The organism is Pedobacter ginsenosidimutans, from assembly GCF_001442625.1.
In the GTDB taxonomy this organism is placed as follows: Bacteria; Bacteroidota; Bacteroidia; order Sphingobacteriales; family Sphingobacteriaceae; genus Pedobacter; species Pedobacter ginsenosidimutans.
In genome coordinates this window covers 521,975-534,490 of the sequence record NZ_LMZQ01000001.1, presented here as the reverse complement: position 1 = coordinate 534,490, position 12,516 = coordinate 521,975, and the positions used below count along the sequence as shown (strand labels likewise).

The 12,516-nt window shown below is 38.9% G+C and carries 13 protein-coding genes; 4 read left to right on the top strand and 9 right to left on the bottom strand.

Annotation, left to right across the window (positions count from 1 at the left end; all coding sequences use genetic code 11):
• Positions 1-4: 4 nt before the first annotated feature.
• Positions 5-346 (top strand): hypothetical protein, encoded by a 342-nt coding sequence (locus ASU31_RS02135; protein ID WP_057930733.1) that lies wholly within the window; start codon positions 5-7, stop codon positions 344-346.
• A gap of 197 nt (positions 347-543) precedes the next feature.
• Here the strand turns inward: ASU31_RS02135 and ASU31_RS02130 are convergent, their stop codons facing one another.
• From ASU31_RS02130 to pdhA, 8 genes are all read right to left on the bottom strand, one after another.
• The gene (locus tag ASU31_RS02130) at positions 544-1,221 is read right to left on the bottom strand and encodes a metal-dependent hydrolase (RefSeq protein ID WP_057930732.1); all 678 of its coding nucleotides are present in this window, start codon (positions 1,219-1,221) and stop codon (positions 544-546) included.
• Between the two features lie 79 nt (positions 1,222-1,300).
• Positions 1,301-1,606: a YbaB/EbfC family nucleoid-associated protein gene (locus tag ASU31_RS02125; protein WP_057930731.1), complete on the bottom strand. Its 306-nt coding sequence runs from the start codon at positions 1,604-1,606 to the stop codon at positions 1,301-1,303.
• Positions 1,607-1,630: 24 nt separating this feature from the next.
• Positions 1,631-2,614, bottom strand: a complete 984-nt coding sequence (locus tag ASU31_RS02120) for a hypothetical protein (protein WP_057930730.1) — start codon at positions 2,612-2,614, stop codon at positions 1,631-1,633.
• A gap of 4 nt (positions 2,615-2,618) precedes the next feature.
• Positions 2,619-3,851, bottom strand: coding sequence for a serine hydrolase domain-containing protein (locus ASU31_RS02115; RefSeq protein ID WP_057930729.1), 1,233 nt, complete (start codon positions 3,849-3,851; stop codon positions 2,619-2,621).
• Between the two features lie 68 nt (positions 3,852-3,919).
• Complete coding sequence (locus tag ASU31_RS02110) at positions 3,920-4,471, bottom strand: cupin domain-containing protein (protein ID WP_029274968.1); 552 nt, start codon at positions 4,469-4,471, stop codon at positions 3,920-3,922.
• A 252-nt stretch (positions 4,472-4,723) separates the two neighbouring features.
• Complete coding sequence (locus ASU31_RS02105) at positions 4,724-6,502, bottom strand: DUF885 domain-containing protein (protein WP_057930728.1); 1,779 nt, start codon at positions 6,500-6,502, stop codon at positions 4,724-4,726.
• Between the two features lie 144 nt (positions 6,503-6,646).
• Positions 6,647-8,323 carry a dihydrolipoamide acetyltransferase family protein gene (locus ASU31_RS02100; protein ID WP_057930727.1) on the bottom strand — a complete coding sequence of 559 codons (1,677 nt, stop codon included), beginning with the start codon at positions 8,321-8,323 and terminating at the stop codon, positions 6,647-6,649.
• A 30-nt stretch (positions 8,324-8,353) separates the two neighbouring features.
• Entirely contained in the window at positions 8,354-9,349 is a 996-nt protein-coding gene (pdhA, locus tag ASU31_RS02095) for a pyruvate dehydrogenase (acetyl-transferring) E1 component subunit alpha (RefSeq protein WP_029274973.1), read from the bottom strand.
• Positions 9,350-9,844: 495 nt separating this feature from the next.
• On the opposite strand from pdhA, the gene ASU31_RS02090 reads away from it, so the two are divergent.
• From ASU31_RS02090 to ASU31_RS02080, 3 genes are all read left to right on the top strand, one after another.
• Positions 9,845-10,402 carry a C40 family peptidase gene (locus ASU31_RS02090; protein WP_029274974.1) on the top strand — a complete coding sequence of 186 codons (558 nt, stop codon included), beginning with the start codon at positions 9,845-9,847 and terminating at the stop codon, positions 10,400-10,402.
• Positions 10,403-10,565: 163 nt separating this feature from the next.
• Positions 10,566-11,663, top strand: coding sequence for a CapA family protein (locus ASU31_RS02085; RefSeq protein ID WP_083505236.1), 1,098 nt, complete (start codon positions 10,566-10,568; stop codon positions 11,661-11,663).
• A 287-nt stretch (positions 11,664-11,950) separates the two neighbouring features.
• On the top strand, positions 11,951-12,133 hold the full coding sequence (locus tag ASU31_RS02080; protein WP_057930726.1) for a hypothetical protein: 183 nt from the start codon (positions 11,951-11,953) through the stop codon (positions 12,131-12,133).
• Positions 12,134-12,259: 126 nt separating this feature from the next.
• Here ASU31_RS02080 and ASU31_RS02075 read toward each other — a convergent pair whose 3' ends face one another.
• The gene (locus tag ASU31_RS02075) at positions 12,260-12,445 is read right to left on the bottom strand and encodes a hypothetical protein (protein WP_029274977.1); all 186 of its coding nucleotides are present in this window, start codon (positions 12,443-12,445) and stop codon (positions 12,260-12,262) included.
• Positions 12,446-12,516 lie beyond the last annotated feature (71 nt).

Genomic DNA, 12,516 nt, shown 5'->3' with positions numbered 1-12,516 from the left:
AAACATGAAAAAATTATTGAGTTTAATCGCAATCGCAGCATTTGGCTTAACAACAGCATTTGCTCAGACACCAGCAACAACAGCCCCAGCTAAAGCTAAAACTGTTGCTAAAAAAGAAGTAAAAACTACAACTGCACCAGTAAAAGCAGGCGTAAAACAGGAGGCTAAAAAAGTAGAAACTAAAACAACTACTACGGCTGCTAAAGTAAAAGCAGACGGTACGCCAGATATGCGTTTTAAAGAAAATAAAGCAAAGGCAGTAACTAAAGTTGCTGGTCCAACTAAAAAAGACGGAACAGCCGATATGCGTTACAAAGCAAATAAAGCTGCTGCTAAAAAGAATTAGGTTCAGGTTTATAATTTGAAGGGTCTCCAATGAAAATCGGAGGCCCTTTTTTTGTTTTAGTATATGCTCCTAAAACGGCCGTCATCTCGAGCGGAACGTAGTGGAGTGGAGAGATCTGCCTCGAGACAGATCTCTCCATTTCGTTGCACTTCAGTCGAAATGACGGTATTGCGGGCGGATTTGTAATCCGTATTAGGCTATAAACTTATCGTCTCACCAATTTCTGGCAACAATAAGGTTTTGTTTTCGCGCTTAAATTTATCCAAAGCTGCCTTGGTATCAATTTCGATAACCGGAAAAGTATTGTAGTGTACGCCGATTACATTATCACAGTCGAAATATTTAGTCGCAATCAAGGCATCATCAACATCCATGGTATAATTTCCACCGATCGGTAAAATGGCATAATCCAGGTTGTAAATATCAGCCAAAACCTTCATCTCGATGGTTAAACCTGTATCGCCTGCAAAGTAAATCTGTTTGCCATCTACTTCAAGCACAAAACCTGCCGGGTTTCCGCCATAACTTCCATCTGGCAAACCCGATGAGTGGGTTGCAGGCACCATGCGTACAGTTCCCCAATCAAACGTAAATTTACCAAAATTCATTCCATGTACTTTTTCTACACCTTGTTTGCTTGCCCAATCTATTACCTCTGGCATGGCAATAACGGTGGCTTGCGTTTGCTTTGCCAGTGTTATCAGATCGCCCACATGATCGCCATGGCCATGGCTAACCAGTATATAATCGGCCTCAATGGCTTTAGTATCTATATTTTTAGCTAATGGATTGTGAGATATAAACGGATCGAATAGTAGTTTTTTGCCGGCTGCCTCTAATAGAAAGCAAGACTGGCCGTAATAAGTGTATTTCATAATAATAGTATCAAGATTTGAGTCTTAAGTAGCAAGATCGATTCTTTTTAGGATAAAACAGTTAAGTTGCCTGATGGTTTTATTGCCCAAACATACCGCCTAAGCCTCCAAGCATATCCTGCGCTGATGCCTGCATTTCGGCGGCACTAACTTGTTCAGCACTTGCCATAGCTTTATTAATAGCTGTTAATAAAAGTTCTTCTAATTCTTCCTTATCGGCATTTTTCAAAAACTCTTCATCAATGGAAATTCCAGTGATGGCCTTGTTTGCTGTAGCAGTGATTTTTATTGCGCCATTTTCAACTTCGCCAAATACAGAGATCGTATCCAGGCGTTTTTTAATTTCTTCGGCTTTTTGTTGGGCCGCAAATAATTTATCAAACATAATGTTGTAATTTTTATAATAAAACTAGATTCTGCCTAAAATCGTATTGGCTTCATCAAGAAACCGCTCAATTCTTTTAGTACCTGTAAAGTGTTTAAGGTTTAAGGTGGTTGTTTTGTTTTTGGCCGGCAGTAAAATTTCTGCCCTAACTTCGGTACCTGAATAAATAAGATTGGTTGTTTTGCGGATCACTTGAAAACGGATCAGGTCGTCAAACGGATATTCTTTTACCACACGGCCTCCGAAAGTAGAACGGATAATTTTTCTTTGGCTTTTATCAAAACGGATATTGGAGGTTGCTGCAAAAAGAAGCGCTAAGCCGATCGCCGCTGGAAAATAGGTGAGGAGTATTTTTTGAATAGATCCTTCGTTTGCCAAAAAATCTGGACTAAACAATATCGCAACGGTAGCACCGATCAAAATTAATCCGATAATAAAACTTCCTATCTTATTATCCCGCAACAGGTAAATGCCTCCTTCTTCTTTAAAAAACCGAAAATCGTAAATGGTCTGTTTGGGAATTACAGGTGCATTAGCGAAAACAAGTTCATCAATCTTTGGCAGTACCTCCTGCTGAAAAGCGATCAGATTGACATCGGTGGCTTTGCTATACCCGGAAGAAACAAGTAAGCCTCTACCATGCCTGTTACTTTTTTTAAACAGTTTATAATTGAAACCGCTTCCAAGTACTTCGTATGGTTCTACTGAAGCGATATCATCAAAAGGGATTGATCCCGTTGGCAAAAACGCAATTCTTTTATATAAAATTCTGCTGTTTCCATCAAAAACAACCTTCGTTTCGGCCATTAAAATCAGCAGCAAGGGAATTAATAATAGGAAGCTATAATAACCAAAAGTAAGGCCAGCCGAATAGCCCTGTACCGATCTCGATAAAAAGAAGATAAAGGCCCCAATCAGTACAAAAAAAATAGCCCCAACTATCCTTAAATTTCTTTTAGGATAGATGGTTAATGTTCCTGGTCCAATAATCCATTTTGTTTTTGCCATAAATTTAATCCTCGTCGCTTCCCGGCAAACTTCCATTGCCATGGTAAGCCCCTTTACGGATAATAGGCATATTGAAATGCTTGTACAGCTCGTCAAGATGCATCAAACTTCCATTAGTAAGATTGCCTAAAAATATAATTACGATGTTTTTGTTTAAATCCCGCACATAAATATGGCGGAAACCATGCCACCAACCTGTGTGGTAAACTACTTTGTCCATATTTTCGCCGTCGAACATCCTCCAGCCATAGCCATAGTTAAAATGACCGTTTATAGGCTTATTGCGACCTACATACGCCGAATCGAGACTTTTTTTGGTCAGTAATCTTCCGTTTTTCAAGTATTTATCAAATAATACCAAATCGTGTACCGTGCTGTAAATGCCTTTATCCCCAACCGGGCCGTCTAAAAAATTCTGCGCAACAGAATATCTGAAACTATTACGGTCGTGACCAACCACATCAACAGGAATTTTTTCATACTCAGTGGTGCTATACACATGCGTATGCTTTAATCCGGCAGGCTTAAACACATGCTCCATCATATACTGCGAGTAACGTTGTCCGGTTACCTTTTCTATAATGGCACCCAAAACCATAAAGTTTGAGTTGTTGTAGTGAAAACGGTTATCGGGTTTAGTATACGGGTTTGGTTTCCGCTCGGCAATAACATTCATTACTTCCTGATTGGTTACGCCTTTTTTCATGTTTCGTTTTTCCTTACGCCAGATATCATCTATAAAGTACACATAGTTCATCATGCCGCTGCGGTGAGAAAGCAATAATTTCACTGTTATGCCCTCGTATGGGAAATTAGGATAGAATTTTTTTACATTATCGTTTAACGAAAGTTTTCCGGCTTCTACCAATTGCATAATGGCTGTACCGGTAAAGGTTTTGGTAATTGAAGCCAACTCAAATTCTGAGTTGATGGTTAAACTATCGCGGTGCAGGTAATCTGCCCATCCAACGGCTTTTTCGTAAAGAATTTTTCCATCTTTGGCTACCAGCATATTTCCGTTGAAATTGAATTTCCGATGTAGGTTATCTACAAAATCAGCAATCCATTTATCACCTTTTTGCGGATTATAAACCAATAAGAGGCTATCTGCTTTGTCGTCGTCTTTGGTGCGGATTTTTTTTTCAGCGGCCTTTTTCTCTTCAGATTTTTTGCTTGAACATGCGGTTAGTAAAGTTACAGAGAGGGCTAATGCTGAACATATATATCGAAAATTCATTTATATTAAGGATAGTGTATTTAAAACCCGAAAATTAAAGAATTTTAGACGGTTAAAACGAAAGAGTTTTACACATTTTCGCAATTTTGATTGTACCAGCATTCAAATAAGTGACCTTTACTTCCATAAACGGGATCGCTGTCTGGGTTTTTCACTTTGGCGATGGTTTCATCTGCTTCAGGCCGCTCTTCGGCTTTGCCATATTTAATATCGTAGTCTGAGCCATTTGGGTATGCACCAACAACGGTGAAGTCATCGGTTGAGTTCAGTTTTTTATGTGCTACACCCGCGGGGATGATAATTACATCACCTTTATCCAGTTCTATACAAACACCGTGATCGCCTCCAAACTGTACATCGGCTTTACCACAAAATACGCCCATAACCTCGTGTGTATTGCTGTGATAGTGGTGGTAATCAAAAATACCATCAACCCAGGCATTGGTATACCCGTTCTGTGCGAAAACTTTCTTGATTACTTCTTCGGTATCATCAGGGTGCAGCCTAAATGTACCTTTGTAAATCATTAACGGTAAAGTAGGATTGTTTGGAAAATTGCCATTCTCCTCTATTTTATGTGCAACCAAGTAGGCTTCTTGTATCAATTTTTCTTTGTCCATGATTTGGGTGTTTTATTATTTAACAAAGTAATGGGCAAAGGGTTTCGAGATTTAATGAATTGAGCGGTTAGATTCCCGCAGATTATTTACATAGTCGTCATCTCGACTGGAGCATCGCGGAATGGAGAGATCTATCTGTACAGATTTAGCTTCGCTGAGTACTGCGTGGTTCTCGCTGCGTTGCACCCGATAGCTATCGGGTTCGCTCGAAATGACGACTTCTTGAATAACGATACACAATGACAAATAGAACTACTTCTGGCTTTCGGCCCAGGTATCCATCTTCGCTTCAAAAACAGATAAAGGGAACGATCCATCTTTTAAAACTGCAGTATGAAAGGCGGCCAGTTTAAATTTCGGACCTAATTCTTTCTCATATTTGGTTCTCAATTCCCTTATTTTCATTGCCCCGGTTTTATAGCCTAAAGCTTGTGCAGGTATACCCATATAACGTTCAATTTCTGCTGTTGCACCTTCAGTGCTGATGGCTTCATTGTCTGTCATGTATTTTATGGCTTCCTCTCTGCTCATGTTTTTAGTATGGATGGCCACATCAACCACTAAACGGATGGCCCTGTGCATTTCATCGCCCAAAGCACCCATGTGCTGGTAAGGATCTTGGTATAAGCCTAGTTCTTTACCCAACGATTCACAGTATAATGCCCAACCTTCTACATAAGCATTATGTCCGCCAAAACGGCGGAAATTAGGTAGCGATTTATTTTCTTGGGTTAAAGAAATCTGATAATGGTGGCCTGGAATTGCCTCATGAAGAAAAAGAGATTCCATGCCTGAGGTAGTGTTAAATGTTTTAGCATCTAAAATTGGCACATAAAAGATCCCTGGACGTGATCCGTCAGCCGAACCTGGATTATACTCTGCACTTGCCGATGCTGCTCTGAAAGCTTCTGTTTGGCGGATTTCGAAAGGTGTTTTAGGTTCAACATCAAACATTTTCTTCAAATTGGGTTTCATGCGCTGGTGGATATTCTCAAAGGCAGCTAAAACTTCTTTTGGTGTTTTATAAGGCATGAATTTTTTATCTGTTTTCATGTACTCGAAAAAAGCCTTCAAATCACCCTTAAAGCCAACTAAGTTTTTGATGCTATCCATTTGGCCTTTAATCCTGGCGACTTCTTTTAAGCCCGTTTGATAGATCTCCTCGGGCGTTTTGTTGGTGGTAGTTTGTTGTTTAACCAGATAAGTATACCAGGCCAAACCGCCTGGCATGGCAGAATAGCCTGAGGTAGTTCTTGTTTTTGGCAGATATTCGTTCTGCAGGTAATCGCCCAATTTTTTATAGGTAGGAACAATTACTTTAGTGATCGAATTGCGGTAAGCTTCTGTTAATTTTTGTTTATCTGCCGCAGAAAAACTTGCAGGCATTAATTTGATTGGCCCATAAAATAAACTTTCTTCGGGTTTAGCCACAACCATACTCTGCATTTGAGGGATCATTTTAATCACCAATGCTTTTGGCAATACAATACCGGCGGCGGCACCTTTTTTAAAATTGCCAATGGCGGTATCGGCCCATACCGAAAAGGCATCAATACGTTTTAACCAATCTTCATAATTTTTTACAGTTTTAAAAGGTTGGATGCCGGTACCAGCGCCAAACTGACCAATGGTTAAAGGCAGAGCAAACATTTGGTTGAACGGCAGGTATTCGAAATGATATTTAAGGCCTTCGATATTGATATCCAACTGATCTTTTAAATAATCAAAAGATAATTTGTCGTTTGCACTTAGGCTTTCTCTGTCGTATTTGCCCAGGCTATCTAAATAACGTTCGTTATAGCTTTTAAATTCTTTTATATAGGCTTGGGATCCATCGTTGGCTAAAAGGTCGTTATAACGCTCGTCGCCAATATAAGTGGCGTTAATAGGGTTCAGTTTTAATCCCTCCTGATAGTATTGTTCGCACAAGGCAGCAAAAGCTTTGTTTTCGGTAGTATTGTCTGAACTGCTTTTTTGTTTACAGGCAGCAAACGCCGTAATACAGGCAGCAAAAAGAAATATCTTCTTCATTTATTTTGGGTTAAGGTTCTAATCAAAAATAGCAAATTATTAGCCATTTACGAGTGGCTCTCCTTAACGCAAAAAAGCCACCCTATAGGGATGGCTTTTAAATTTTATATTGAGATCCTTCGACAAGCTCAGGATGACAAAGTATTAAGCTAATAACCTGATCGGCTCTTCTAATAAACCTTTTAATGTTTGTAAGAACTGTGCTCCGGTTGCACCATCAACCACACGGTGATCGCAACCTAAAGTCAATTTCATTACGTTGCCAGGAACAACAGCACCGTTTTTAACAACAGGAACCTGTTGTATAGCACCTACTGATAAAATTGCACCGTCAGGAGAGTTGATAATTGAAGTAAACTCATCAATACCAAACATACCTAAGTTAGATACGGTGAAAGTAGAACCTTCCCAATCTGCCGGTTGTAATTTTTTAGCTTTTGCTTTACCACCAAAGTCTTTAACTTCTGCTGAGATATGTGATAAAGATTTACCATCAGCGAAACGCACTACCGGTACCAATAAACCATCTTCAACAGCCATCGCTACACCAATGTTAGTATGTTCGTTAAATCTGATTTTATCGCCACCCCATGATGAGTTAACAGCTGGGTGTTTTTTCAATGCAACAGCAACCGCTTTAATTACGATATCGTTGAAAGAAACCTTAACCGGAGCAACAGCGTTGATTGCCGTACGGGCAGCCATTGCATTGTCCATATCAATGCTGATGGTTAAGTAGAAGTGTGGAGCGGTAAATAAACTTTCTGCTAAACGTTTTGCAATTACTTTACGCATCTGCGAAACAGGAGCTTCCGTAAATTTAACTTCACCAACAAATTGAGGAATAACTGGTGCTGGTGCAGCAGCTTTCTCGGCAGCCGGAGCTGATGCAGCTTCTGCTTTTGCTGGCGCTGCAGTTGGTTTGAAGTTTTCGATATCTTTTTTAATGATACGGCCACCTTCTGCACTACCTGCAACCTGTGCTAAATCGATCCCTTTATCTTTAGCAATTTTCTTAGCTAAAGGAGATGCTTTAACGCGGCTATCGCGGTTATCTGTAGTTGTACCACATGATGAAGTTCTTGGTGTTTCAATTTCAGCAACAGTTGCAGATTTTTCTTCTTTAGGTGCTTCAGCACTTTCAGCTTTTGGAGCCGGGGCTGAGCCGCCTGCTAAAATTCCGCTCACATCAGTTCCTTCAGGACCAACGATAGCGATAATTCCGTTCACTTTTGCAGCAGCACCTTTCTCTACACCAATGTGTAATAAAGTTCCGGTTGCATAGCCCATTACTTCCATAGTTGCCTTATCGGTTTCTACATCAGCAAGAACATCATCATCTTTTACTTTATCGCCAACTTTTTTATGCCATTCGGCAATTACGCCTTCAGTCATGGTATCGCTTAACAAAGGCATGCGGATAACCGTAACACCTTTTGCTGCTAATTCTTCTTCGCTTAGGCCACCGCCCTGAGCAGGTGCAGCTTCTTCTTTTTTCTCTTCAGCCTTTGGTGCTTCAGCACTTTCGGCTTTTGGAGCTTCTGCGCCTTTTTCAGCGTCTAATGCTGCTTTATAATCTTCGCCTTCTTTACCAATAACGGCCATGATGGCATCAACAGGAACAGCTGTTCCTTCTTCTACACCTACGTATAAAAGAGTCCCATCCCAATAAGATTCCATATCCATTGTTGCTTTGTCAGTTTCTACTTCTGCCAAAACATCGCCGCTTTTCACTTTATCGCCCACTTTTTTATGCCACTTTGCCAAAACCCCTTCGGTCATGGTGTCGCTCATTTTGGGCATTTTAATTACATCAGCCATTATATCTAATTAATTGAAATCTTATTAATATTAGTCCATTACGTAAGGGTAGTCCTGTTGCATATATACATCTTTGTATAATTCAGATGCATCAGGCCAAGGAGATTCTTCAGCAAATTTTACGGCCTGATCTACAATTGCTTTTACTTTAGCTTCTACTTCTTCAATCCAGGCTTGATCTGCATACTTTTCTTTAAGAATCGTTTCTCTTGCATGCTCAACAGGATCTTTTGCTTTATAATCTTCTAATTCTTCTTTGGTACGGTATTTTGCCGGATCTGACATCGAGTGACCACGGTAACGGTAAGTTCTCATTTCTAAGAAAGTAGGTCCTTCACCTTTACGTGCACGTTGGATCGCTTCGTCCATTGCATTGTGAACAGCAACCGGATCCATACCATCAACTGGTGCACATGGCATATCAAAACCTAAACCTATTTTATAAATATCGGTCATGTTGGTCGTACGTTGTACTGAGGTACCCATTGCGTAACCGTTGTTTTCGCAAACAAAAATAACAGGCAATTTCCAAAGCATGGCCATGTTAAAAGTTTCGTTTAATGCACCCTGGCGCACAGCACCATCGCCCATATAACAAATGTTAACATTATCAGTTCCTTTGTATTTTTCTGCAAAAGCAACGCCAGCGCCTAAAGGAATCTGACCGCCAACAATTGCATGACCACCGTAGAAGTTGTGCTCTTTGCTGAACATGTGCATTGAACCACCTTTACCTTTAGAGCAACCTGTAGCTTTACCGTACATTTCTGCCATAATACTATCAGCACTAACTCCTAAAGCTAAGGCATGAGCATGATCACGGTATGTTGTAATCATTGAATCACCTTTTTGCATTGCAGATATTGCACCTGCAACTACAGCTTCTTGTCCAATGTATAAATGACAAAAGCCACGTATTTTTTGTTGTCCGTATAACTGGCCAGTTTTTTCTTCGAATTTGCGCATAAGCAACATCGACTCAAACCACTTTAACCAGGTATCTTTATTTATTTCTACTGCACTCATTTTAGGGTATTTGTTTTTTGCGACAGCAAATCTAATTTTTTTATTGTAATTTTTGGCACTTTTTAGTGTAAAAACATCATAGTATTAGGGTTGTAATCAGATTTAACAGTTGTTTTACAATTAAATATAAACCCTGGCAGCCGATATCGATTTAACAGCGATTTCTTATAACTAAATCAACACCCTTTATCATAATATGGAATCAATTTATTCTGAAATTTAATTCTGTATATATGCTTATTCTCATAATTTAAAATAAAATAGAATTATTCCTATTTAGCGTATTGAAGTAAATCGTTTTTTTTAGAAAAGATGATTTTTAGGGGATGTTTATAACAAAAAATGATGGCGGAAAAACAAAAATGTTAATAACTTTCGTTTTTTAACGTCTAACATTTGGATAACATTTGTATAATTAATACTTTTGGTAACCAACAATAAGCCCATGTGGTGTACGTTAATGTGTAAGTGAATACCCAAACATAACTGTATAACATGATTAAAAAATTTTTGTTTTCTACTCTAATTGCTATTTGCACGCTCTCAGCCGCATTTGCGCAAACAAAAACAAAAGAATCTGGTAAAGAATTAAATGACCCCGACAACCTAGCATCACAATATTTTTCGCAGGTTATGGGTGTTGCGGTAGATGCAACTTCGAATTTAAAACTGTACAAGTTTATTTACGAATGGATCGGAACGCCTTATAGTTATGGTGGAAACACCAAAAGAGGGATCGATTGTTCGGCTTTCACTAAAGCGATTTACGATAAAGTTTTCAACACGACCATCAGAAGAAATTCGCGCGATATTTTTAGTATGGTAGATCCATTGTCTAAAGAAGATTTAAAAGAGGGCGATTTAGTTTTCTTCAAGATTAAAAGCAGAAGTATTTCACATGTTGGTATTTACCTGGGCGATAACAGATTTGCACATGCATCAAGTTCTCGTGGTGTGGTAATCAGCAACCTGAACGAGCCTTATTACAGCCGTTATTTTTACAAAGGCGGTCGCGTTTTAGAATCGTTTAAGAAAGAATTTACAGTAGAATAAATCCGTATACGGTTGGCAATTTTCAGTTGACAGTTATAAATTAAAAATATACGATCCTCCTAAAGAAATTTTGGAGGATTTTTTTATTATTTAGCATTTTAATAATTAGATAGATGCTGAAATAAATTCAGCATGACGATTGCTGTAAACCATAAAATCAAGAATGAAGTTTTTCAACACCTTAATCCTTGCCTTCATCGCAATAGTTATTTTAATTAGCTGCACGAGCAATAATGCACAGATTACTGTGCCTTTGGCCAAACAAGATACGGTGATCAGGAAAACAAAGGATACCATATCCATTACTGCTGTAGGCGATATTATGCTCGGCTCTGCTTTTCCATCTAAAACCAACCTCCCTCCTGACGATGCCTTAAACAGTTTCCAGGCGGTTGATAGTTTATTAAAAGGGGATATTGTTTTTGGAAACTTAGAGGGCTGTTTTCTCAACTCAGGTAATTCAAACAAATGTAATGGCATTAACCCGAATAACTGTTACGCTTTTAGAATGCCAGAGCGCTATGCCGGGATATACAAGGATGCAGGATTTAATGTTTTAAGCATCGCCAATAACCATGTTGGTGATTTTGATGCCAGGGGGAGAAAAAATACGGCAAGGATTTTAGATTCGCTGCAGATCCATTATGCCGGGCAGGTAAACAAACCTTTTGAAGTTTTTGAAAAAGATAGCGTAAAGTATGCATTCTGTGCCTTTGCACCAAACGAGAATACGGTATCGATTAATAAAATCGACAGTGCCAAGGCTTTGGTTGCCCGTTTAAAATTGATGGCCGATATTGTGATTGTTTCTTTTCATGGCGGTGGCGAAGGCGCAAGGTTTGAACATGTTCCCCGTAAGAACGAGATTTTTTATAAAGAGAACAGAGGTAATGTTTATGCTTTTGCACACGCTGTTATTGATGCCGGTGCCGATGTAGTGCTAGGGCATGGCCCGCATGTAACCAGAGCCGTTGAGGTTTATAAAAACAAATTCATCGCTTACAGTTTGGGTAATTTCTGCACCTATGGTATGTTCAGTTTAAAAGGCAATAACGGTATTGCGCCCTTGCTTCAGCTAAAAATAAATGCGAAGGGCAATTTTCTATATGCAGATGTCGTATCAGTTAAACAGGATAAGATTAACCGTTTAACCCTGGATGATAATCATGGTGCCTTTAAACGGATTAAAGAATTGACAGATATTGATTTTATTGGCCATCAGCTGAAATTCGCTGATAACAGGATCAGTTTAAAAGATTAATTTTCTGCGACATCAATCTCAATTTATTTCAGAATATTTGTTGTATGAAACCATCATGATTTTTCAAACCACATAGTGGGATGAATAAATGGCTCAAGCCTTCTTGAACACCGTTACAACATTTACATTAGTGAAAAATCTGATAGCTTCATCACCTTTAAAAACAAACCGAGCTTTTGCGGGCTCATTAACTAAGCGAAACGTTCTCTTGAACACCACTGAGAAAATAAATGCAAGTGAAAAATGCCATTGAAAACAATGAGCAATAAATTAATAATTATACAACGATGAAAAAAGGATTAATACTTCATTATATTATAGGTATTGCAGCTGCAGTTTTAGTATTGGCAGCAGCATACTACATTAACCAAAATCCCGAGAACCTATTGTCTGCAGGAATTATTATCCTGGCGGGCTGTCTGGTTGCTTTTAGCCAGTACCAGATCATCAAACACAAAAAGAAGCAGTAGTATATGATGGCAGCTGTTCGCCAGACTACAAAGGATAATCGTCTTAAAGATGGGTCTATCTTGGCCTAGACTCTTAGCTGCTTTGTACTTTTTTGCTATCTAAAAAGCCTAAGAGAAAAGCCTGGTTTAGCTTTCGTCTTTTGTGTTCTTCACTAAGCCAATTCCCGATACAAAGAATATAAGTCCGATGATGCCATAAACCATTAATCCCCTTGTATTTTCACTGTGGCTTACAAAGCCATAGCCAGCGTATATCAATCCAATTATACCAAGTACGGTCAATATGGTTCCAAAAGTGCGTTTTACATTCATAAGGTTATCTATTAATATGATTAAGACAAAATATTGTCAATTTTGTTTTAAACAAATAAAGAAGCCCATCT

Excerpts from the sequence above, each read along its gene's own strand:
- ASU31_RS02130 (WP_057930732.1), bottom strand. The coding sequence starts at position 1,221 with ATGAAATACACTTATTACGGCCAGTCTTGCTTTCTATTAGAGGCAGCC.
- ASU31_RS02075 (WP_029274977.1), bottom strand. The coding sequence starts at position 12,445 with ATGAATGTAAAACGCACTTTTGGAACCATATTGACCGTACTTGGTATA.
- ASU31_RS02085 (WP_083505236.1), top strand. The coding sequence starts at position 10,566 with ATGAAGTTTTTCAACACCTTAATCCTTGCCTTCATCGCAATAGTTATT.
- ASU31_RS02100 (WP_057930727.1), bottom strand. The coding sequence starts at position 8,323 with ATGGCTGATGTAATTAAAATGCCCAAAATGAGCGACACCATGACCGAA.
- ASU31_RS02125 (WP_057930731.1), bottom strand. The coding sequence starts at position 1,606 with ATGTTTGATAAATTATTTGCGGCCCAACAAAAAGCCGAAGAAATTAAA.
- ASU31_RS02090 (WP_029274974.1), top strand. The coding sequence starts at position 9,845 with ATGATTAAAAAATTTTTGTTTTCTACTCTAATTGCTATTTGCACGCTC.
- ASU31_RS02110 (WP_029274968.1), bottom strand. The coding sequence starts at position 4,471 with ATGGACAAAGAAAAATTGATACAAGAAGCCTACTTGGTTGCACATAAA.
- ASU31_RS02105 (WP_057930728.1), bottom strand. The coding sequence starts at position 6,502 with ATGAAGAAGATATTTCTTTTTGCTGCCTGTATTACGGCGTTTGCTGCC.
- ASU31_RS02120 (WP_057930730.1), bottom strand. The coding sequence starts at position 2,614 with ATGGCAAAAACAAAATGGATTATTGGACCAGGAACATTAACCATCTAT.
- ASU31_RS02135 (WP_057930733.1), top strand. The coding sequence starts at position 5 with ATGAAAAAATTATTGAGTTTAATCGCAATCGCAGCATTTGGCTTAACA.
- pdhA (WP_029274973.1), bottom strand. The coding sequence starts at position 9,349 with ATGAGTGCAGTAGAAATAAATAAAGATACCTGGTTAAAGTGGTTTGAG.
- ASU31_RS02080 (WP_057930726.1), top strand. The coding sequence starts at position 11,951 with ATGAAAAAAGGATTAATACTTCATTATATTATAGGTATTGCAGCTGCA.
- ASU31_RS02115 (WP_057930729.1), bottom strand. The coding sequence starts at position 3,851 with ATGAATTTTCGATATATATGTTCAGCATTAGCCCTCTCTGTAACTTTA.